Below are 23,313 nucleotides of genomic sequence, written 5' to 3' on the forward strand. Positions count from 1 at the left end.
CAAAGTTCTCCGACAAGTTGCTGCCGGAGAACCTAAGATAAAGATGGGAATTGAAGTATGTTGAAAAGAGTGTTTATCTACCGAAACGCGACGTATCTACTTCTTCTATTTTAGCCTTTTTGTAATTACCGAAGCGGTAAGTAAATGATAGCTTAAGGGCAGGAGTATCCGGGTTAATCCGCATTGTATTGTATTGGTTCATATAGTCTATTTTCGTTGTCTGCTTCCCTATCTTAAAGATGTCTTGTCCGCGTAGCATCAGTTCTATCCGGTTATCCTGAGAAGTCCATTTCAGACCCGTATCCATATTCCATATCTGCCCGATATCATAGATGCCCTGAATGGCTCCGTACATATAGAAGGCCGATACATCGAGCTTTATGTTGGGTTTGGATGATATATTGAATGTGTTGCTCATATTCACCGCGAATGTATTCATGCTTCTATTGAAAGGGGTATCGTAGAAGTCATCCTTCTTCTGTTCCTGCCGCAAAAGATTCAATGTCACTTTGGTATCCCAGATCTTTTCTATAGCAAACGGCACAATGAAGAACACGCCGTATTGTCTGGCATAATCGAGGTTCACCATTTGGAAGACATTCTCCAACCTATCTTGTGACTGATACGGCAACTGTATATATCTGTCCGGAACATGTTCGAAAAATGCTCCCGCCATATACTTCCGTTTCATGATGAATACCAACTGGCTTTTATATTTCCTCGAGAACTTCAGTTCGGGATTTCCTTCAGCCAAAGAGTAGGCATTAATCTGGAAACGGTCGGTACTCAATGCCCAATAGGGTGGATAATCTATATCGGACGAAAACGAGAACTGTAGTATTCTATCCGGACTATGAGTATAGGTCAGGTTGGCATTTACAAAGGGTTGAAAATCATCCCAGAGTGTTTTTTTATCGCCCATAATATCTATTGTAGCCTTATAGTAGTTGAGCGATACCGAAGCCTGTGTCGATATCTTTGCACCGAAGGTCTTTGTAAATCCGGCAAAGACCGAACCACTGTATTCCTTTTGCTTAATGTCATTTACAGAATCTACAGTCATATTCTCCGGCTTTCTGTAATAGTCATATTTATTGTTATTACCAGACATGGTATAATTAGCACCATAATTCAAAGTCCATTTTGAAGGCAAAGTCACGCTATGGTTTGCAAACAGTACTGCTTTGTTTATCCGTTGCCCGGTCTCAGTCTTAAAGGTTCTCTGCAAGATATCTCGGTCTGAATAATCATAATATTTTTCGGTAGCCGGATCGCTGTAGAATGTATAATCTGCACCTATATTCAGTTTCTTATGAGAGTTGTATTCAAGTTTCAGATTGTGTAGATTATCGTCAGATGATTTCTCATTGTACGATCTTATATCACTGTATGGATCACTATCCTGCAAAAACACAGTCTTAGATGATGGTGTAGATTCCATGTCTCCAATATTGCCGGTATAGACGAATCGCAATTTATCTTTATTCCTAAATGTATATCCAAGCCCCAGTCTTACATTCAGATCGCGTGAATCATTCTTCGACCTGTTGTCTTGCGTGATATCATATTTATGCCCATCGAAAAGATGTATGGCAAACATATGGCTGTCTCCCCACCCTTTCGATTTATTTACACCGACTGTAAGGTCTGCATTAAATGATGGCTTGGTATAAATAAGATTAGCCCGCGCACCATATCCGGCATAGAACGCCTGACGATATTCTACATTGCCTTCTCCCTGCAACACAGGGACACCTTCCGATTGGCTATGGAGGATAACATTAATCGCTGCACCACGTATATTATATTGAGGCGGGGCACTATACATCACTTCGATATTAGCGACACGCGCAGAAGGCATTGTTTTGAGCAGGCCGATCAGTTGTTCTTTAGTCATACTTGTTTGTTGTCCGTTTATCAATATTGTATATTCCGAAGAGCCTACCAATTGAAGATTGTCCTCTGCCCCTATTATTCCGGGAACATTTTGCAATGATTCGTAAGCATTGGAAACAGCCTTATTCCTTATCAACTGAGGTACATCGTAAATAAGCTTACCGGCATCAGCCTTTACGACAGGGCGTTCACCACTCACAACAACTTCTTTCAGATCTTTACTGAGAGACCGCATTACAAAAGGCGGTAGTTCTGTATCTGCACCGATATCAATAGAATGCACATCCGTTTCATAAGCCAGATGTTGGAGTATTAGTTTATAGCTACCTTTTTCGACTCCATTGAACTCAAATTTACCGGAGGCATCGGATATAACTGTTTTCATCTGAAGCGAATCTTCTACATGCTGTAGAATACATGTAACAGCCTCCACTGTCTGGTTAGACTCGTTCATAGCTGTACTCTTCAAAAAATATGTTTGCCCGAAAGAAAACGACGAAAAACAAAATAAAGCTGTTAATAATAATATTTTCATAGTTTATTCGTTATATATTTCATCTGACAAATATATATCTTATGAAGCTCAAACTATACTACCATTATGCTACATAATGTTACCAAGTGCTAATGTTATGTTATCTGAAAAAATTTCAACATAGAGATATAAATTTATATCTTTGATTCATGAATACATGAATCAAATGACAAGAATTAACACACAACTTTTATTTTTTCTTTTATGCAAGATTCTTTTAAAAACAGAATAAATAAGTTCTGGAAATCCTTCTCTGAAGAAGAAGCCCAAATCAGAGAAATGATGGACAACAAAGTAGAGGGAGAAACACTTATCAGTTTCGTAGACAGCATATTAAAAATTGCATTTCATAAGGCGTATTTCGAGATGGGCATAAACAAATCGGGTAAATACGAACTGATACTTACTCCGGAAGGCGACCGATCGAAACTAATGCAGTTACACTACTGGCTACAATATGCGCCGGAACATCTTTGGGAAAAATGGAACTTTTACTCCGCCAAACCCGGTATGGCCGGAGATGGATGGGCTATGAGAATGTACGACACCGACCTGTCTGCCGATAACATCATTATCTATCCCGAAATAGACGATGACAAGAATAAAGTCAACATAGAAGTGTACTGCCCGAAACTAATAGCATTAGATGAAAGCAAGCGCTATTCAATGTTCTTTATTTTCCTCGATCAGTATATCGGCGAAATATACACGATGGAGTACATTGGTTACATTGATTTCACAGATACGGAACATAACAAGAGTTCGATCTCTATTACTAACTTTAAATCTGTAATAGATAAAATAATAGACAATAACAACTGGCAAAGGTTCGAAAATCCCACAGAAAAATACAGTGGTTACAGAATGGAACCGAATGAAAATGAAGGATGGAAGCTACGCGAAGACATATTTTCGGGATATACGTCGTGCACACCGTTGTTGAATGACTACTATAATGAGGACAACAGCCGTCTTGAAGAAGCAAAACAAGACGGATTATTTTATGGGTTCCTGTTTTTTGAGAATGTAAATATCCCCCGCGAGAACATTGTAAATTTCAGAGGAGATATAGAAGATAAGATTGTTGCTCAAACAACGCCATATGGGATAGCGAATAGTCTGGGAGGAGCTACAGGATTTCATTTTTCGTATATCGATTTTATAATTTACGATTTTGAAGCCTTTCTTGCTATAGCCAAAGCCGTCTTATCGGGGTATGACTTTGAAGAAAAAGGATATTCGGACTTCACAGCACAAGCAGAACCAATATTATTCAATTAACAATATAATGCACCGGAAATTTGCGGTGCATTATTATTTTAATATTTATTTATCTATAGATAAAAAGCATAACAAAATCCGTTCTAAGTTTTTTTATTCTAATTTTTAAAACAAATTCATTACTTTTGCGAGTTGATACAGAGTACAAATATTTAATTGTTGAATCCGGATAACTATTACTTAGTTTTTCGGCCTTCATAAGAATACCTTAATATATGCAAAAGAATTTAGTAATTGTAGAGTCCCCTGCTAAAGCCAAAACCATAGAAAAGTTTCTGGGAAAAGATTTCAAAGTCATGTCCAGCTACGGACATATCAGAGACTTGAAGAAGAAAGATCTGGGTATAGATCTGGAAAATGGCTATACACCTCTATATGAAGTTCCGAGCGACAAGAAAAAGGTAGTGGACGAGCTTAAAAAAGCTGCTAAAGAAGCTGATATAGTATGGCTCGCTTCCGATGAAGACCGGGAAGGAGAAGCCATTTCGTGGCATTTGTTCAAAACACTAAAACTTGATGAGAAAAAGACGAAGCGAATTGCGTTTCATGAAATAACAAAAGACGCCATACTCCATGCGATAGAGAATCCGCGAGCAATAGACGTTAATCTCGTTGATGCCCAGCAGGCTCGCCGTGTTTTAGACCGTATTGTAGGATTCGAGCTATCTCCTGTATTGTGGCGCAAAGTAAAACCTGCCCTCTCGGCAGGTAGAGTTCAGTCGGTGGCTGTACGCCTTATCGTAGAGCGTGAACGCGAAATACAGGCATTTGAAGCCGAAGCTGCATACAGGATCACCGCTATTTTCACAAAAGAAGAAAATGGTGTCACCTCCGAAATAAAAACGGAGTTGAACAAACGACTGAAAACTAAAAAAGAAGCTTTGGCATTTCTGGAAGAACTGAAGAAAGCTAACTTCAAAGTAGATGATGTAGAAACCAAGCCTATGAAAAAATCTCCGGCTGCTCCGTTTACCACCTCTACCCTGCAACAAGAAGCATCCCGAAAACTGGGATTCCCCGTCTCGATGACAATGATGGTAGCCCAGAAATTGTACGAATCGGGAAAAATCACATATATGCGTACCGACTCGGTAAACTTATCCGGATTGGCGATTAATACAACAAAAAACGAAATTGAATCGGCATTTGGGAAACAATACTCAAAGGTCAGACAATTCTCTACCAAGTCGAAAGGTGCACAGGAAGCACACGAGGCTATCCGTCCTACATATATATCGGAACACAGTGTTTCCGGTACAGCTCAGGAAAAGAAACTGTACGAACTGATCTGGAAAAGAACGATCGCTTCGCAGATGGCTGATGCCGAACTGGAAAAAACTACTGTTACAATTGGCATATCAAACAACAAAGACCTGAAATTCACAGCAGTCGGGGAAGTTATCAAATTCGACGGATTCCTTCATGTATATCTGGAAGGAACAGATGACGAAAATATTGACACCGAAACAAGCCTGCTACCTCCTGTAAAGCCACAGGAAGTGATGGACATGAAGGAAACTGTAGCCACAGAACGTTTTACCCAACGCCCGAGCCGCTACAGCGAGGCTTCTCTGGTAAGAAAACTGGAAGAACTGGGAATTGGTCGCCCTTCTACTTATGCTCCTACAATTTCAACGATACAGAACAGAGAATATGTAGAGAAATCAAATATTGAAGGTACAGAACGCCAATACAATGTACTCACGCTGAAAAAAGATAAGATATCGGATAACGAAAAAACCGAAATAACCGGAGCCGATAAGGGCAAGCTTATCCCTACCGACATAGGTATGGTTGTGAACGATTTTCTTACCGAATATTTTCCGAACATCCTCGACTACAACTTTACAGCTAATGTGGAAAAAGAATTCGACCTGGTTGCCGAAGGTGAGGAGAACTGGACGAAGATGATCGACAAATTCTACAAAGTTTTCCATCCGGTTGTAGAATCTGCTACAAATATGCAGACTGACCACAAAGTTGGCGAACGCATATTAGGAACAGATCCTAAAACAGGACGTCAGGTATCAGTAAAGATCGGCAGATTTGGGCCAATGGTACAAATCGGTGTACAAGAGGAAGAAGAAAAACCACAGTTTGCCAGCCTGCAAAAGACACAGTCTATAACCAATATAACACTAGAAGAGGCACTGAAGCTATTTGAACTTCCGCGTACTATAGGCGATTTTGAAGAAAAAGATGTAACTGTAGGTACAGGTCGTTTTGGTCCATATATCAAACATGACGGAAAGTTTATATCCCTGCCCAAAGGCTATGACCCATATAGTGTAGATATAGATGCGGCAATTCCACTCATCTTGGATAAAAGGCAAAAGGATGCAGAAAAGATCATTAAAACCTTTACCGAAGATCCCGATTTGCAAATACTAAATGGACGCTACGGCCCATATATCGCATACAAAAAGAGCAACTATAAGATTGCAAAAAGTGTGAGCCCCGAAAGTCTGGACTTTGATGCTGCAATGAAAATAGTGAATGAAACAGAGAGCAAAGCAGAAAGTAAAACCAAAAGCAAAGCAAAAGGTAAAAAGAAATAGTCAATCTGTATCATAGAGGTATCATTAAATAAGTAATCCACTCGATGAATAAATTTATAGAGAGCATATTCGGTTATAAGGGATTCAGGATAATAATACCCTTTTTAGATCTGGCGATCATACTAGGGACTAATATCCTGGCCTTTTTCCTGTTTAAAGATGCCTTGGATAACTTTACAATTAATTATCAGGCTTTCTGGTCTATTTATCCTTATATGATTATCAGCTATATTATTCTGAGTCATATATTCGAATTGGATAAACCAAAGGACTTTTCGCTACTGGGTATTGGCTACACAGTTGTGCTTACCATATTTGCCCTTCTATTTATAACGATGGGTATAAGTTTCCTGTTCCGAGAATTTGCATACCCCCGTAGTATATTATTAACCAGTTCCGCCCTCCAAATATTACTCATATCACTTTGGCACTTTTTTGCCAACCGGATGTATTACAGGGTAAACAAAGGTAAATCGGTTCTGGTTGTCGGTAATGAGAAAGTACAGGCACTGGCCTACAAACTTTTAGAATCGAGAGGTATGTGGTCGAGGATAAAACATGTCTGCGCCCCCACTCATCCTGATCTCTATAGCTTCATTGATGAATGTGATGTCACGTTTCTGACTGAAGATGTAGAAGAAAATATAAAACAAGATATTATACTGTACTGTGTAGAGAAAAACCGAACAGTACTATACCAGCCTAAAAACTCTGAGATCTTGCAATTCAATGCCCACTTTTTGCAAATAGATGATTCTCCGGTACTGGATGTCCGCGATATCGGGCTTTCGGGTAGTAGTGAAACTCTCAAGAGAGTGATAGATGTTATTCTAGGCTCTATAGCACTTATTATATTCTTCGTTCCGGGTGCATTTATATATCTTGTTCTTAAACTAAGCAGTGGAACGGCATTCTATGTACAGGAACGCATTACCAGAGACAATAAGGTGTTTAAAATATATAAATTCAGAACAATGGTAAAAAATGCCGAAGCTATGTCAGGCCCTGTATTAGCCAACGAACTGGATAAACGTATAACCAAAATGGGACGTATCCTCAGAGCTACCCGCATGGATGAAGTGCCACAACTATATAATATCCTGATCGGGGATATGAGCATTGTAGGGCCACGCCCCGAACGCCCGTTCTTTGTAGAACAGTTTGAGAAAGATATACCCGAATATAATCTCCGTCACAGAGTAAAGGCCGGACTGACAGGTCTGGCTCAGGTACAAGGAAAATATAATACCTCTGTAATGGATAAACTTAAATACGATCTCTTATATATCAATGGCTATTCGATAGCACTCGATATTAAGCTCATTATGCAGACATTGAATATCCTCTTACGCAAGAATAGTACAGAAGGAGTGAAAAGTGTAGTAGAGCTTAATGAAGAAATAGAAAGTTTAACAAGACGTTAGAAACACAAAATGACCGACTTCCAAACACTTATTATAAACAGAAGAAGTACCCGCAAATTTACAGAGGAACCTTTGACTCCCGAACAGGTAGAAAAAATAATGAAAGCAGCTCTGATGTCGCCCACATCGAAGAGCTCCAATCCATGGCAATTCCTATTGGTAGAAGATAAGGAAACGCTGGAAAAACTATCGCTCTGCAAAAAGATAGGCAGCAAATTAATTGCCGGATGTGCATTAGCTGTTGTAGTACTCGCCGACCCTTTCGTTAGTGATGTGTGGATCGAAGACAGTTCCATTACATCTATTATGATGCAGCTACAAGCCGAAGATCTGGGATTGGGTAGTTGCTGGGTGCAAATACGTGAACGCCATACAATGGCCGATACTCCTTCCGATGAGTATATCAGAGAACTGCTCGATATACCGATGCAATTTCAGGTACTGTCTGTTATTGCTTTCGGGCACAAAGCACAGGAAAGACCTCCCTTCGATGAAGAAAAACTCCAATGGGAGAAAATACATATAGGAAAGTTTAATATCAATCAGATAACCGGATAAGCTATGAGCTCTTCAACTAATAAATCAGATGACCGCCTATCGTATGGAATAATCATCCTCATATTCGGAGTAATATTCCTGCTCGATAAAATAGGTTTCTTAGATAATATCCCATACGGCGATAATATAATGAGTGTAGGTGTGTTCTCTCTCATTGCAGGAGTAGTTTTCATCGCCACTCAACCCAAGAAAGTTCTGGGTTGGGTACTTCTGGGTGTCGGTGCTTTACTGAATGCTAACCTATTCTTTGGCTGGATGTCGAACTACTCCAATCTCATAATACCTATCGGGCTTATTATAGCCGGCGTAGCTTTGGTACTGACTGCTAAAAAGAAAAACTGATGAAAGTTGTATGCATCGGAGCAGGTAATGTAGCTACTCACCTTGCTACAGCCCTCTATGGCAAATCATTTGACATAATACAGGTATATAGCCGCACGTTAGAGTCTGCTGCAACGCTGGCTAAAACCGTTCATGCTGTACCTGTCACCGATCTGAAAGACATCATAGATGATGCTGACCTGTATATCTTTGCACTGAAAGACTCCGTACTGGAAGGAGTTGCTTCGCAAATCCCGAGTAACAGCGGATTGTGGATACATACGGCCGGTAGCATTCCGGCTGATATATTCAATAATTACACAACACACTATGGTGTGCTATACCCTTTCCAAACATTCAGCAAAGACAGAAGCGTGGACTGGAAAAGCATCCCGCTATTTATAGAAGCATCAGAGGCTGGAAGCCTGTCTATACTCGAAGCGATATCCAAACAGCTTTCGGACAAAATCTTCCATCTATCTTCGGAAGACAGGAAATACCTGCATCTGACAGGAGTATTTGCCTGCAACTTCACCAATCATATGTACACATTGTCACAGCAGTTCTTGAAAAAGATCGGGTTGCCATTCGATGTAGCGCTTCCCCTGATAGATGAAACTGCCGCCAAAGTACATACTCTAAGCCCTAAGAAAGCTCAGACTGGGCCTGCTATCCGTTACGATGAAAATGTAATAGACAAACACATCAGCCTGATCGAAGACAATGACATAAAGCAGTTGTACAAACAGATCAGTGAAAACATCCATAAAACAAGCAAAGAACAATGAGCACGATCAATTACGACCTCAGCAAGATAAAAGCATTTATATTTGACGTAGACGGAGTTCTCTCTCCCGATTCTATCCCATTATCACCCGAAGGCGAACCAATGCGCATGGTGAATATAAAAGACGGTTATGCCATCAATCTGGCAGTAAAGCATGGTTATGGCACAGCAATTATCACCGGAGGCGATACGGAAGCCGTACGGCTACGCTTCTCCCGCTTGGGCATCAAGGATATCTATATGAAGTCAAAGATCAAAATACACGACCTGAACGACTATATGGAGCGTACCGGCTACAAACCGGAAGAGATCATGTATGCAGGAGACGATATACCCGACTATCATGTAATGAAAACTGTCGGACTGTCTGTTGCTCCGGCCGATGCTGCTCATGAAATAAAGCACATAGCGCGCTACATTTCACACTGCAAAGGCGGAGAAGGTGTTGCCCGCGATGTAATAGAACAAGTGCTGAAAGTGCAGGGTGACTGGATGAGCGAAGAGGCTTTTGGATGGTAAGAACTTCTATTTTATCTATAAAGCACCTTAATAATATCTTCTCTTAATTAGGAGCCTTAGAATACAGATAGGCTGCTATAAACATGAATAAGATATTGGGAATCCATACGGCAAGCATCGGCGGCATCGTACCCGAAACGGCAAAAGATGAACTCACCGTCTGGAACATTATATAAGATACGCTCAATCCTAATCCGATACCGATATTCAGCCCCATCCCTCCTTTTACCTTACGGGCAGAAAGCGCAGCTCCGATTAAAGTCAGAATAAAAGCTGAGAAAACAGAGGAAAAACGTTTGTGAAACTCTATCTCGAATTGGGTTATACTCACGTCTCCCACACTGGCCAGGCCACGCTCTTTCTGTCGTTGGATATATTTATAAAGCGCAGGCGTAGTCATTTGCTCAAAGTCATTTACAGATACAAGGAAATCACTCGGCACAACATTGATTGTCGTATCCAGTTTAGAACCCGAAGTGATAACCTCTTTCATTCCCTGGAATTCGCGAATAGAATAATTATTCAATACCCAATGGTTTGCGGTGTCATATTGGATACGTGTGGCTATAAGCCTCGATTCCAACCCTTTTTCTCCAAGCTTATCCAATGTCAGATTATAGCCTTCACGTGTCTTATTGTCAAATCTCTCCAGATAAAGGATCACGCCCTTGTCTACCTGTAATTGTACACTGGTAGCATAATCCACACTCCTATCCTTTATATATTTGTTTTGAAATGCAATACGATCTTTATTTGCCGGGGGTATAATAAAACTGCTGAGCAGGAAAGAAAATATAGCAATAACACCAGCCGAAATCATATATGGCTTCATCAGCCTTTTGAAACTCATGCCATTAGACAGCATAGCTATAATTTCAGAATTGTCTGCCAGCTTGGACGTAAAGAAGATAACCGCAATAAATACAAACAGAGCACTGAACAGGTTTGTATAATACGGAATAAAGTTCATATAATAATCGAACACAATGGCTTTCAACGGCGCATTGTTGTTCAGAAACTTATCAAGCTTTTCATTAATATCGAATACTACCGAAATAGAGATAATAAGGATGATGGAGAATATATAAGTCCCCAGAAACTTCCTGATTATATACCTGTCGAGTATCGATAGTATTTTCATTTTTTCTGTTATAGGTTATTAACCTTGTATTTACCGTATAGATAAATTATTTCAATTATCATAAAATCTATCGGTTCAATATATCAAATTCGTCTTGAGATATCTTCTATCACAGACCTTTTCCAATCCGTAAAATCACCTGCAATAATATGGCTGCGTGCTTCTTTTACCAACCACAGATAGAAAGCCAGATTGTGTATCGATGCTATCTGCAAAGCCAGTATCTCATCTGTAATAAACAGATGGCGAAGATATGCTTTTGTATATAAAGTATCAACAAATGATGCACCATTTTCGTCGATAGGAGAAAAATCTGTCGCCCATTTTTTATTACGCATATTCATTATACCGTTACGGGTAAACAGCTGTCCGTTGCGCCCGTTGCGTGTCGGCATTATGCAATCGAACATATCCACACCACGCTCTATTGCTTCCAGCAAATTGGCCGGAGTACCCACTCCCATCAGATAACGGGGTTTGTCGGCAGGCAGTATTTCGTTTACCACCTCTATCATTTCGTACATTTTCTCGGTAGGCTCACCCACTGCCAAGCCTCCGATAGCATTTCCTTCTGCTTCTTTAGAAGCCACATTCTCAGCAGCCCTTTTTCGCAGATCGGGATAAACACAGCCCTGTACGATAGGGAAAAGAGCCTGTTTGTAGCCATACTCGCATTCTGTACTATTAAATTGCATTATACACCTGTCGAGCCACCTTTCGGTAAGATCGAGAGACTTTTTTGCATAGGTATAGTCGGCATCACCGGGTGTGCATTCGTCAAATGCCATTATAATGTCGGCACCTATCACCCGCTGTATATCCATTACGGATTCGGGTGTAAAAAAATGCTTTGAACCATCAATATGCGAGCGGAATATAGCCCCTTCTTCGGTCAGCTTACGATTTTCAGCCAGTGAAAACACCTGAAAACCACCACTATCTGTCAATATAGGTTTGTCCCAACTGTTGAACTTGTGAAGGCCTCCTGCCTGACGAAGAATTTCCAATCCGGGACGAAGGTACAGATGGTATGTATTTCCCAGTATTATCTGGGCATGTATATCTTCTTTCAACTCCGTCATATGCACAGCTTTTACGGCACCTTGTGTACCCACAGGCATAAAGATGGGAGTTTCTATCTGACCATGATCTGTCGTAATAAGTCCGGCTCTGGCCTTCGAGCGGCTATCGGTATATTGAAGTTTAAAATCCATTTGAACTATTTATTCAGATCTGGTTGATTTTCGGCTGATCTGCATCTTCATCCTCATTAGTCTCTATCAGATCACGCATCTGAACGACAACGATAGAAGTCTTATTTTTCTTTATGACGGTAAACTGATAATCTTCTGCTTCCAGTTTATCGTGTGTGTTAGGAATACGCCCGAACTTATCGATCAGATAACCTGCCAGTGTATCGTACTGTTTATCTTTATCTATCGGATGCGGCAACTCATCATTGATGTCGGATATAGCTGCTGTAGCTATCACCGAATATGTGTTATCGCCTGTTTGTTCTACAAACGGTATCTCATTATCGTATTCGTCCTGTATCTCACCTACAAGTTCTTCGAGTATATCTTCCATTGTGATAACACCTTCCACACCGCCATATTCGTTCAGCACCATCGCTATCTGCTGATGTTTCACCTGAAATTCTTTCAGCAATTGTCCGATACGTTTGGTTTCGGGGGTAAATGATACCGGACGCACAATAGAACGAATATCTACCGATCCGCTTATACGCATCTTTTTCAATATATCTTTCAGATGGACAACTCCTATTACATTGTCGATACTGTCTTCATAGCAGGGAATACGTGAGTAACCTTCTTCGATAACAAACTCCAACGTTTTCTCGTCATAGTCATTGGCATCTATTGCTACTACCTGTGTACGCGGCACCATGATCTGGCGGGCAGTACGCTCCGAAAAGTCAAAGGCATTCTGGATAATATCAAATTCGGTTTCATCGACCTTTCCGCTTTCCTTTGCCTGATCTACAAGGTAACGCAACTCGTCACTCGTATATACTTCCTGTTCGGAAACTACATGTAATCCGACTGCCTTGATCACAAAATTGGCAACACCATTCAATACCCATATAAAAGGACGGCAAATCCAGTAAAAAGCATGGAGCGGGTAGGCTATAACCAAGGTTGTCTGCTCGGAGCGCTGGATTGCCAGCGACTTCGGAGCCAATTCCCCAAGTACGATATGCAGTGTTGTAATGAGCAAAAATGCGATAGCTATACTTATCGTTTTAATGGTTATAGTCAGTCCTAATATAGAGAATGATTCAAAATTAACGCCAATAAGGTCAAAAAATCCTGCTACCATTTTAGATACTACAGGTTCCCCAATCCAACCTAAAGCAAGACTGGAAATCGTGATACCAAACTGAGTAGCAGCCAGATATGCATCCAGATGAGTAACAATGTGTTTAGAGAGAATAGCCACGCGGCTTCCAGCCTGAGCCTTCAATTCGAGTTGTGAAGACCTTACTTTAACTATAGCAAATTCAGCCGCAACGAAAAAACCATTTAAGAATACGAAAAAAAGAGTAACTAATACTGCTAAGACAATGTCCATATTTTAGTACGAATGATAATGTTGCAAAGATAATATATTTGTGTATTCATTTAACAAAAAACGATTGAAACAATCATATTTTAATGATTAAAAAGATTTTAAATGCTATATTTAATTTTAACTAAAATGTAACGAATCAACGATCGGCAGAGCCAAGCGGAGCCAAAGTAACGTTTTTGTATCATTTTCAATTTTCATTACTTTTTAGTTGCCACGACTTTTGAGTCGTGGAGCTGTAAGATTACCTGAAAATGACTTTAGTCAAAGTATTCGGCTAAAGCCTTCCTTCTTCTCATACTTTTATCCTCCAGCTAAAGCAGGAGGCAACTAAAATTTTAACTAAAATGTAACGAAGGTAACGTTTTTACATCATTTTCAATTTTCATTACTTTTTCCTGCTCACTTATACTCAAAGACCACTTTCATTGGCACATCGGCATATTTGCTCATTGATATCTTATCGATAAAGTTTTTTCGTCTTTATACAAGTTATCATTGAAACTTTCTATATTCTTCTGGGATAAGGCTATCGGGAGCAACAATATAAACGCTTTCTCTATCCCAGAGGTGGCTATAAGTAATCATTGTATCTTTTGTTAATTTCAAAATTTCATTAACAGAAGATTCTCCAATAACAATTACACTATCATTTTTCATATACCATTCTTCTATACGAACAACATCATGCGGCAGTCCATGCTTCTCAAATGCTCCATCCTCAATTACAAAAACCAACCATTTTCCATTCTTGTCTAAATAATCGAACCCTTGAATTGAATCGTCATCAATCATCATCCAATAGTTAAACCCCTTATCGCCAACAATCAGTTCTTCAGTAGATTTTTTTCCGGTACAAGCTGATAACACAACAATAAATATAAAGAATAAACAAAACTTACTCATTACGACTGTCTTCTATATGTAATTAGTTTTTAATATTTTAAGCTAATCCTATCCATAACAAGAACAACTTCTCCCCTGTCAGCCATAAATCGAATAACCTCGACTATATCTTTTTGAGAGAAATCACTTAACGATTCCATAATAGAAGTAATAGTTTTTTCTTCGTATAGCAATTTTTTAATAGAAATTGAGATGTTTTTATACCTCTCATCTGTCAAACCCATATCTTTCTTTGCCTTACAAACATCACACTGCCTGCAATCCGACGTTTCTGTCTCTCCAAAATAAGACAACAGGATACGGTTGCGACAGATTTCCGTCTGTTCGGCATAATGGTTCATTGCCTCTATCCGTTTACCGAATCGGTCTTTTCTGTCCTCGTTCACAATACGGGGAATAGTCAGGTATTTAGATTCCACTCGCGGCCTTGTATAAGCAATCAACGGTGTTTTTTTATGGGGTATATAGTCTATGATATTACGTTTATCCAGTGCTTTCAGCATCTCATAAACATCCTTTCGTGTCATATCCAGGCGAATCGCTATTTCGGCTTCATCTATACCGGCATAATTGGTGAAGAGTCCGGTGTAGAGACGTAAAACCGTATTTACAAGCTGCTCATTCTTGCGGTCAAAGTCGTAATGATACAGATCGTCCCTGTAAACCGTAAACATCAGGCGTGAGCGGTTGTCTATCTCTTCGGTATATTCGATATAACCACTCAGATCGAGAATCTTCAGCGCATTATGGGTAGGCAACAAAGGCAATTTGTATGCAGCACAAAACTGACGAATACTGAAATCGTATATCATCCCCACACCATAACCCTCAGCAACCTGAAAGAAGTATGCAAGCGAATCGTACACATGCAGAATAAATTCACGGTCGGGAAATTCATCCCTCACCCGCTTTTTCAACTTCGTACTATCGTTTTTCTCATATAGGATTACCGCCTGTGAATATGCCTCGTCACGTCCCGCACGTCCGGCTTCCTGAAAATATTCTTCTATCGAATTGGGCAGGTCGGTATGCACAACAAGTCGTACATCGGGCTTATCGATTCCCATACCGAAAGCATTTGTACAAACGATGATCCGCGTCTCGTTATTCTTCCATTTCGATTGTTTCCGGGTTTTATCGGCACTGCTCAGTCCTGCATGGTAGAAGTCGGACGAAAAGCCGTTCTGCACCAAAAAATCTGATATTTCTTTTGTGCGTTGGCGGCTGCGCACATAGATGATCGATGAGCCTTTGACCTGCGTGAGCAGCTTGGTCAGTTCTTCGGGTTTATTCTCTGTGCTGCGTACAATATATGCCAGATTCTTTCGCTCGAAGCTTTTCTTAAATACATTCTTCTCTTTAAAGTGAAGTTGCCCCTGAATATCGTCTATCACCTCCGGTGTGGCAGTAGCGGTAAGGGCCAGAACCGGCACATCGGGGATAAACTGGCGCACTTCGGCTATTTTGAGATATGAGGGGCGAAAATCGTAACCCCACTGCGAAATACAATGCGATTCGTCTACTACGAGCAAACAGACATTCATATCTTTCAGCTTGCTCAAAAACAATTGTGTAGCGAGTCGTTCAGGAGAAACATACAGGAACTTGAAATCGCCGAATATAGCGTTCTCCAGTGTAGTAATGATCTCCTGACGAGTCATTCCCGAATATACAGCTAAAGCCTTTATATTCCTGTCGCGAAGATTGTCTACCTGATCTTTCATCAGGGCAATAAGCGGCGTAACTACAAGGCAAAGACCTTCCATTGCCATTGCAGGCACTTGGAAGGTCAATGATTTACCGCCACCTGTAGGCATCAGCCCCAGTGTATCTTTTCCTGCACTGACTGAATGGATAATATCTTCCTGTAAAGGGCGAAACTGATCGTAACCCCAATAGCGTTTAAGTATTTCGTGATAGATATCCATTAATCAATGTGCCAATGATTTAATATGCTAATGTGCCAATGAACAAATTATAAATAAAATATCATTGGCACATCGGCATATTATGTTATTATCTGATTACATTAGTTTTTCATCGGACGCACCTCTATTTTCACATTGGTGCCTTCCAGTGCTTTACCTATTTTTTCCTGATCGAATTCCGACATATGATATGGATAAACAACTTTAGGCTCTACCCTCTTCACTGCATCTATAAACATTTCGTCTGTCATTGTATATGGCAGATTCTTTGGCATAAAAGCAATATCGACTGTTCCTTTCAGTTCATCCATTTCGGGTATATTTTCCGTATCACCGGCTACATATACAGTCAATGAATCAAATGCAATCACATAGCCTACCCCTCGCCCTCTTGGATGATAAGCTTCTCCATTAGGCTTTTTATTAATTATATTATAAGCTAAAACAGATCTGCCAGTTATCCTGTGACGGGAAAAATTTGTATGATCGGTATAATAAAACTCTACTTTAGAACCTAATATATCTTTAGTACATTCGGGTGCAACAATTTTTGTCCCCTCCTTTTCTATCTGCTTTATAGCTGTAGTATCCAGATGATCGGCATGCTCATGTGTTATATAGATATAATCGGCTTTGGGCAATACGGAAAAATCTGTCACCTGCGAATAAGGATCAAAATACAATATCTCTTCATCAAACTCGAACATAAGCGAAGCATGTCCGAGCAACGTTACATATAGCGTATCTTTGCCTGTCCAATATTTGTCGCAAGGAATTACCTTACCCGACTGAATATCGTATCTGCTTATTTCTTCTGCATTCTTATTCTTATTCTCTTCTTTGTTTTTGGCTTTTCCTCCACAAGCTGCGAATGATAACAAAACTATTGACAAAGAAAACAATAGTACTTTTTTCATAATGTTCATTGTTTATACGAATTAAGGTTTCTAATCCAAATGATTTGAAAAATTAGTTCATTTATTATTTTAAGCCTCGACACATATATTATCTTATTTTTTCGCCACAAGTGATACAAAATGGCAGATGGGCATAATTGTCCTGTCCGCAATTACTACACTTTTTCACCAGTTCGAGCCCGCAATAACGACAGAAACGACTGATGGGCTGTGCTGTATTCATATTGTTCTTTTCCGGCCTTTCCCACGATTTCAACAAGAAATCTTTACCACACGAAGGACATATATGATTGTTAAAAGCTTTTTCGGCAGTGTCAACTTCGAGTTTTTGAGCACGCTCAGTGGTTGACTCTTTCAGTTCTGCTTTCTTACGCTCGGTATAATTGCGTATTTTACGGATAGCATAGTATCCTAAACCAACAGTTAGTATTATGCCTACCGTATAGCGTATATATCCGCCATAACTAGGCAAATAAGGTACAAGCCCGACAAAGAATACATATACCGAAAAAAGTGAAAAGCCCATGAATAGGGGCGATAGTTTATGATGCCGCTTACGTATGAAGAAGTAAACTCCCAGAATCAATATAGGCGCAGTGAACAACAAACGGATAAGGAATACATGTAAGTCGTAAGAGTTAACCGCCGAATAGTATCGCTCATTGGCATCGTCTTCTATGATACTTAACTGACTTTCGTTTGTTTCATTTTTCTCATACAAAGTCTTTATCTTATATTGTACACTGTCATAGGAGGCTTTCCAATCAGCCACTACTTTTTGGAATTCATCAAGCTTCTTCACACGCTGAAGGACCTCTTTATCCTGATTGGGACTACCCAATGTACTACGCGTCTTTATCCAGTTATCAAACGACTCCTGCTCAGCTCTTTTGTTTTCACTGGCAACGTCTATCATTTTCTGTATATTTACCTGTTGTTGTTGCAAATCTTCAACTTGCAGCATCAACTTACGGCTTGCGTCAGAATATTCTTTCTGCCTTTGCAGGTCAATATAATCCGATCTGTCGGGATAACGAACGGTAGAGTCAAGATCACCGATAAGTACATTCGATAACAGTATAAGGAATATGGCCAATACAACGGATATAAGAAAGTATATGATCCTGGTTGTACGTTTCAGCTTCTTGTCGTTTATTTCCATACCTATATTTTTAACCGTTTATAAGCATTCATATAGATCTACCTGTTATCTCTCAAACTTAATATACCCTCTGCCATTATTTACATAATTAACAAAATTGTCCGGTATCTATATCTTTTACATATAGTTGTATGTTGGTCTTACCGTTATGCGTATTCTCTTCCAATGTATAACAGATATCGAATGGCTCTCCACTTTTAACCTTTTCATAGCTTTCTTTCTGACGAAAGGCAATACCATTGACCGGTGCAGAGGTAGTGCGGTCTATCATTTCCAACTTGAGATGTACATTATCTTTACCAACCAATTTACTGGTACCATAATCCATAACATCGCATGTAACAAATATCGGATTCAGATTCTCAGGGCCAAAAGGCGCAAAATTAGCAAGGTCTTCGGTAAATTTATTATTTATCTCTTTAAATGACAGCTGCGCATCGACATGTATTTGCGGACGCATCATTTCGGGCGCTATCATTTCCAGTGACAGTTCTTCGAAACGTCTTTTAAATTCTGCCAGATTTTCTTCTCTCAGCGAAAGTCCTGCGGCATAGGTATGTCCTCCGAAGTTTTCAAGAATATCTTTACAGGCCTCAATGGCTTTATACACATCGAATCCCATCACCGAACGTGCTGACCCCGTTATCAGTCCATGCGACTGGGTTAACACCACAGCCGGACGCAAATATTTCTCAGTAAGACGGGAAGCCACTATTCCGATAACTCCCTTATGCCAACTTTCGTTATAGACAACAATACTCTTCTTCTTTTTCATATCCACAGTTTCGTCTATAAACTGAATAGCCTCTTCGGTTATCCGTTTATCCAGTTCCCTGCGGTCGTCATTATAATGGTCTATATTGGTGCTTTTTTCGCGTGCATCTTCTATTGAGTTTGCCAAAAGCAAGTCCACAGCTTCTTTTCCTTTCATCATACGACCCGATGCATTAATGCGTGGCCCTATCTTGAAGATAATATCGTTTACGGTTATGCTTTTGTAGGTCAGTCCGCAGATTTCGATAATACCTTTCAGCCCGAGACTCGGGTTTGAATTGATCTGTTTCAGTCCGAAATATGTAAGTACGCGGTTTTCTCCTGTGATAGGCACAATATCGGATGCTACACTCACTGCTACCAGATCGAGCAGGTCAGTCAGTTCCGAAAAATCTATTTTATTGTTCTGTGCAAGAGCCTGCACAAGTTTGAAGCCAACACCACAACCCGAAAGATGCTCGTAAGGATAGGTAGAATCTGTGCGTTTTGCATCTATTACAGCAACGGCATCGGGCAATACATCATCGGGCATATGATGGTCTCCGATAATGAAATCGATTCCCTTTTCTTTAGCGTAAGCAACTTTTTCTATGGCTTTTATGCCACAATCGAGGGCAATAATAAGCTTTACGCCTGTTTCTTCGGCGTAGTCGATACCTTGTTCCGAAATCCCGTATCCTTCATCATAGCGGTCGGGAATGTAATAATCGAGGTTTGTTGTAAATTTCCGCAGAAATTTATACACAAGTGCTACGGCAGTAGTGCCGTCCACATCATAGTCACCGTATATCAATATACGCTGCTTTTGCCCCAGCGCCTTCTCTATTCTTTTGATAGCCTTATCCATATCGGGCAACAAGAAAGGATCGTGAAGATCTTTCAGGTTGGGATGAAAAAACTTAAAGGCATCTTCCTCCGAAGATATTCCTCTCTGTATCAAAAGCTGGCAAAGAACAGGGCTTATGCCTAATTTTTTAGCGAGCTTATCTCTCTGCTCTTTTTGCTGGGTTGTTAGGTCTTCGTAATTCCATTTGTAAATCATTATATATAGTTTTTCTTTCTTCTATCTGGGGTGAGGCTGGTTAACAAATATTCCTTAAAATATGGAAACAGCATAAAGTTTCAACCTCTGCGTAATGCTTTCCTACTCTCTGAAAGGGCAGTTTATTACGAATTTGTAAAGATAATACATATATGTGAAATCATTGTGTACGATTCCGTTTTTTATTATCTACAATATTATAATAATCTATAAAACAAGGACGCATATAGCCCTATTCTATAAACTGAACAAAAAAGCCCGAGTCATAAGAACGGGCTTTCATATATAGATTTTCTTAGATAATTTTTCATTTAACATTACTGGTTTTCAGCCCTTTTATGACAGATGAAGTAAAGCCTGCATGCTCCATTTCATTCAGCCCTTTTATGGTAATACCACCCGCTGTAGTCACCTTGTCTATTTCTACTTCGGGATGCGTTCCATTGGCTTCAAGTAATTCGATTGCCCCACGCAGCGTTTGCAATACGGCCTCTTTTGCCTTATCGGGATAAATACCCATTTCTACACCGCCTTCAGTTGCAGCCCTGATATAGCGGAAAGCAAATGCAATACCACACGATGTAAGGGACGTAACGGCAGGTATCAGCTTCTCTTCCACTATCTCGGTTTTCCCTAATTGGGCAAAGATACGCGCCACCTGAGTCTGTTGCTCTTTATCAGCATTCATGGAAGCAATGTATGTCATGCTCTGCCTTACGGCAATAGCAGTATTGGGTACTACCCTAAAAACAGGCTTACGGGGCAAAGTCCACTCTTCCAGTTGCTCTAACGAAACTACTGCTGCGACTGACACGATCAGCTGTTTTGGATTCGACAGTGAAGCTTTATGTATTTTCAGCACCTCCTCTACAGCCCATGGCTTAACGGCTACTATTACAATATCGGCTGTTGAAAGGGAAGTATAATCTTCGACCACAATATTCAGGTCTTCACATATAGCTTTCAGGCGGGGAACATTTTTGCCTTTATGGTCTATCACAGTAATATCATGCGGAGCTATGCTACCGCTTACTGCCAATCCCGAAGCTATGGCTCCCCCCATATTCCCTGCTCCTATAATAGATATTTTCATATACGTATATCTTTGATATTTTCTAGAAAAACAAAATTAACAAAAAAATGACAGGTTATTCAGTCAATTTACTAAGAGTCTGTTTAAATTTCACCAAAATATTTTATTACAGATTCTTTTTCATTCATTTTTAGGCTCTTTTGGTTTAATTTATCCCTTTTATCGGTTTAAATAGCCCGCTATTATCACCTCAAAAAAGAATAAATTATTCCCAAAATGGCTCTAAAAATCTGAATGAATAAAATTTAAACAGACTCTAACATTTTATCCAAATAAGCCTTTAAAACTTTCGCATGGTTGTGTTCCGGTTCTTTGGAAGCATATAATAAAGTGACTGTATCCTGTGGTCTGATAGTCTCTATAAATTTCTTTACAGCTTCCGACTGATTCAATTCTTTTGTGTACATGGCTGCAAAACTATCCCATCTGTCTGCCGGATCGTCATGAAACCATTTGCGCAGATCGGATGACGGAGTTATGTCTTTTGCCCAAAGGTCGTAGTGCAAGTATTCCTTTTTCATTCCTCGCGGCCACAATTGATCTACCAATACGCGGAAACCATCGCTGTCACTCATATCTTCGTAAACACGTTTCAATTTTATCTGCACCATCCCTTCTCAGCATTTGATACAGATTAAACAACAATATTTACCGTATTGTTTGATCCATGTTATCTATCATTCTTCCAACAGCCGGATAAACTTATCGCATTGTGTTTTTATATTTAGATAAGGGTGATTTTCCATTGCTTTGCGACAAGTGTAATACTCATCGGGAAGCTGACTTATCTCATTCATTCTTTCAATTATATTATCGGGCGTATAACTCATACTTATACCTTTAAAGTCATCATTGGATGCCTGAACCTCTTTTTCCAACAACATTGCTTTCCGATAACCGTAAGCTAGATTATAGGTTCCCGATATTCTGTATTTACCATAAAAATCACTGTTTATCAATGGCAGTACAACATCCGTCTTTTTCATGTAAGCATCAAAAACATTCTGAGGAACCCTGCTGTCAAACATAATAATATGGGGATTACCGTCATCTACCATCTTTTTTATTTGCGGATATATGGATGATTCAATAGGCCCCAACAAAACAACCCTTATATTATCAGCCAGCTTATCTTTTGACATAGCATCTAACAATGACTGAATATTTCTGTGCTGAGGAACAATAGCTCCGGGAATGCAAAACCAAAATTCACCCTCCTTCTTTTCCAACTGATAGTTATCAAAAGAAGGATAATATATAGGATAAATTGAAACCAATTGCATAGGACGGGGATATTTATCAACTACTTTCAATAAAGAATCGCTGAGAACACAGACTTTCTTTACTTTTCTGTATAACCATTTAAAAGTGCCCGATTTCAACATGTAACGCACATAATGAACAAAGCCTATATAATTTTTAACTTTTGGCAACGGTAATAATAATAGATTACGAACAGCCCTATGCTCTAATGTATTAATTACAACTGTATTTATATTATTCGTTTTCGTAAATCTGCGTAACTTCTTTACGTCGCCCCATTTTTCTTTATTGGTTAGCCCCTCATAGGTATCGTGAAGTTCCAGTATATCACTAAAAATATCCGGGTCGGGAAACTGACGGACTAACGACTTATTGCATATCAAAAAAACATTGTAGCCATTATCTTTTAATGATTTGATCTGAAAGTACATACATTCTGTATGCGATCCGCCATACTCCAACAACGCTACATTTTTATTAATTGATTTCATAAAGACCATGTATAGATAATTTAACTACAAATATATGACAATAATCATCCTTAATGACAAACGTTAGAAAAGAAAAATCACACACAAATGCCTTTTTGATCTAAAACACCAATCAAAAAGTAGATAAT

General features: G+C 39.6%; 19 protein-coding genes. 7 read left to right on the forward strand and 12 right to left on the reverse strand.

What is annotated here, in order from left to right; translation table 11 throughout:
• Nucleotides 1–73: 73 nt before the first annotated feature.
• Complete coding sequence (locus M2448_RS12535) at nt 74–2,431, reverse strand: outer membrane beta-barrel family protein (RefSeq protein ID WP_280646454.1); 2,358 nt, start codon at nt 2,429–2,431, stop codon at nt 74–76.
• 204 nt (nt 2,432–2,635) lie between these two features.
• Here M2448_RS12535 and M2448_RS12540 point away from each other — a divergent pair, with 204 nt between their 5' ends.
• From M2448_RS12540 to M2448_RS12570, 7 genes are all read left to right on the forward strand, one after another.
• On the forward strand, nt 2,636–3,712 hold the full coding sequence (locus tag M2448_RS12540) for a hypothetical protein (RefSeq protein ID WP_280646453.1): 1,077 nt from the start codon (nt 2,636–2,638) through the stop codon (nt 3,710–3,712).
• Between the two features lie 215 nt (nt 3,713–3,927).
• Nucleotides 3,928–6,270 carry a type I DNA topoisomerase gene (gene topA / locus M2448_RS12545; protein ID WP_280646452.1) on the forward strand — a complete coding sequence of 781 codons (2,343 nt, stop codon included), beginning with the start codon at nt 3,928–3,930 and terminating at the stop codon, nt 6,268–6,270.
• Between the two features lie 44 nt (nt 6,271–6,314).
• Nucleotides 6,315–7,694 (forward strand): sugar transferase, encoded by a 1,380-nt coding sequence (locus tag M2448_RS12550; RefSeq protein ID WP_280646451.1) that lies wholly within the window; start codon nt 6,315–6,317, stop codon nt 7,692–7,694.
• A 9-nt stretch (nt 7,695–7,703) separates the two neighbouring features.
• Nucleotides 7,704–8,252, forward strand: coding sequence for a nitroreductase family protein (locus M2448_RS12555; RefSeq protein ID WP_280646450.1), 549 nt, complete (start codon nt 7,704–7,706; stop codon nt 8,250–8,252).
• Nucleotides 8,253–8,255: 3 nt separating this feature from the next.
• The gene (locus M2448_RS12560) at nt 8,256–8,594 is read left to right on the forward strand and encodes a hypothetical protein (protein ID WP_280646449.1); all 339 of its coding nucleotides are present in this window, start codon (nt 8,256–8,258) and stop codon (nt 8,592–8,594) included.
• Nucleotides 8,594–9,361 carry a Rossmann-like and DUF2520 domain-containing protein gene (locus M2448_RS12565; RefSeq protein ID WP_280646448.1) on the forward strand — a complete coding sequence of 256 codons (768 nt, stop codon included), beginning with the start codon at nt 8,594–8,596 and terminating at the stop codon, nt 9,359–9,361. The genes M2448_RS12560 and M2448_RS12565 overlap by 1 nt, the downstream gene beginning before the upstream one ends.
• The gene (locus M2448_RS12570; protein WP_280646447.1) at nt 9,358–9,879 is read left to right on the forward strand and encodes an HAD hydrolase family protein; all 522 of its coding nucleotides are present in this window, start codon (nt 9,358–9,360) and stop codon (nt 9,877–9,879) included. The genes M2448_RS12565 and M2448_RS12570 overlap by 4 nt, the downstream gene beginning before the upstream one ends.
• Before the next feature lie 43 nt (nt 9,880–9,922).
• Here the strand turns inward: M2448_RS12570 and M2448_RS12575 are convergent, their stop codons facing one another.
• From M2448_RS12575 to M2448_RS12625, 11 genes are all read right to left on the reverse strand, one after another.
• The gene (locus M2448_RS12575; protein ID WP_280646446.1) at nt 9,923–11,020 is read right to left on the reverse strand and encodes an LptF/LptG family permease; all 1,098 of its coding nucleotides are present in this window, start codon (nt 11,018–11,020) and stop codon (nt 9,923–9,925) included.
• 83 nt (nt 11,021–11,103) lie between these two features.
• Complete coding sequence (gene tgt, locus M2448_RS12580) at nt 11,104–12,234, reverse strand: tRNA guanosine(34) transglycosylase Tgt (RefSeq protein WP_280646445.1); 1,131 nt, start codon at nt 12,232–12,234, stop codon at nt 11,104–11,106.
• Between the two features lie 13 nt (nt 12,235–12,247).
• Nucleotides 12,248–13,612: a hemolysin family protein gene (locus M2448_RS12585; RefSeq protein ID WP_280646444.1), complete on the reverse strand. Its 1,365-nt coding sequence runs from the start codon at nt 13,610–13,612 to the stop codon at nt 12,248–12,250.
• 492 nt (nt 13,613–14,104) lie between these two features.
• On the reverse strand, nt 14,105–14,515 hold the full coding sequence (locus M2448_RS12590; RefSeq protein WP_280646443.1) for a hypothetical protein: 411 nt from the start codon (nt 14,513–14,515) through the stop codon (nt 14,105–14,107).
• A 29-nt stretch (nt 14,516–14,544) separates the two neighbouring features.
• The gene (locus M2448_RS12595; protein ID WP_280646442.1) at nt 14,545–16,443 is read right to left on the reverse strand and encodes an ATP-dependent DNA helicase RecQ; all 1,899 of its coding nucleotides are present in this window, start codon (nt 16,441–16,443) and stop codon (nt 14,545–14,547) included.
• Between the two features lie 101 nt (nt 16,444–16,544).
• Nucleotides 16,545–17,360: an MBL fold metallo-hydrolase gene (locus M2448_RS12600; protein WP_280646441.1), complete on the reverse strand. Its 816-nt coding sequence runs from the start codon at nt 17,358–17,360 to the stop codon at nt 16,545–16,547.
• 88 nt (nt 17,361–17,448) lie between these two features.
• Entirely contained in the window at nt 17,449–18,522 is a 1,074-nt protein-coding gene (locus tag M2448_RS12605; protein WP_280646440.1) for a hypothetical protein, read from the reverse strand.
• 88 nt (nt 18,523–18,610) lie between these two features.
• On the reverse strand, nt 18,611–20,338 hold the full coding sequence (gene recJ / locus M2448_RS12610) for a single-stranded-DNA-specific exonuclease RecJ (RefSeq protein WP_280646439.1): 1,728 nt from the start codon (nt 20,336–20,338) through the stop codon (nt 18,611–18,613).
• A gap of 307 nt (nt 20,339–20,645) precedes the next feature.
• Nucleotides 20,646–21,431: a pyrroline-5-carboxylate reductase gene (gene proC / locus M2448_RS12615; RefSeq protein WP_280646438.1), complete on the reverse strand. Its 786-nt coding sequence runs from the start codon at nt 21,429–21,431 to the stop codon at nt 20,646–20,648.
• Nucleotides 21,432–21,676: 245 nt separating this feature from the next.
• Nucleotides 21,677–22,042 (reverse strand): DUF488 family protein, encoded by a 366-nt coding sequence (locus M2448_RS12620; RefSeq protein ID WP_280646437.1) that lies wholly within the window; start codon nt 22,040–22,042, stop codon nt 21,677–21,679.
• 66 nt (nt 22,043–22,108) lie between these two features.
• Complete coding sequence (locus M2448_RS12625) at nt 22,109–23,185, reverse strand: hypothetical protein (RefSeq protein ID WP_280646436.1); 1,077 nt, start codon at nt 23,183–23,185, stop codon at nt 22,109–22,111.
• Between the last annotated feature and the right edge of the window lie 128 nt (nt 23,186–23,313).

Origin of the sequence: Dysgonomonas sp. PF1-14, from assembly GCF_029892965.1 — a bacterium.
In the GTDB taxonomy this organism is placed as follows: Bacteria; Bacteroidota; Bacteroidia; order Bacteroidales; family Dysgonomonadaceae; genus Dysgonomonas.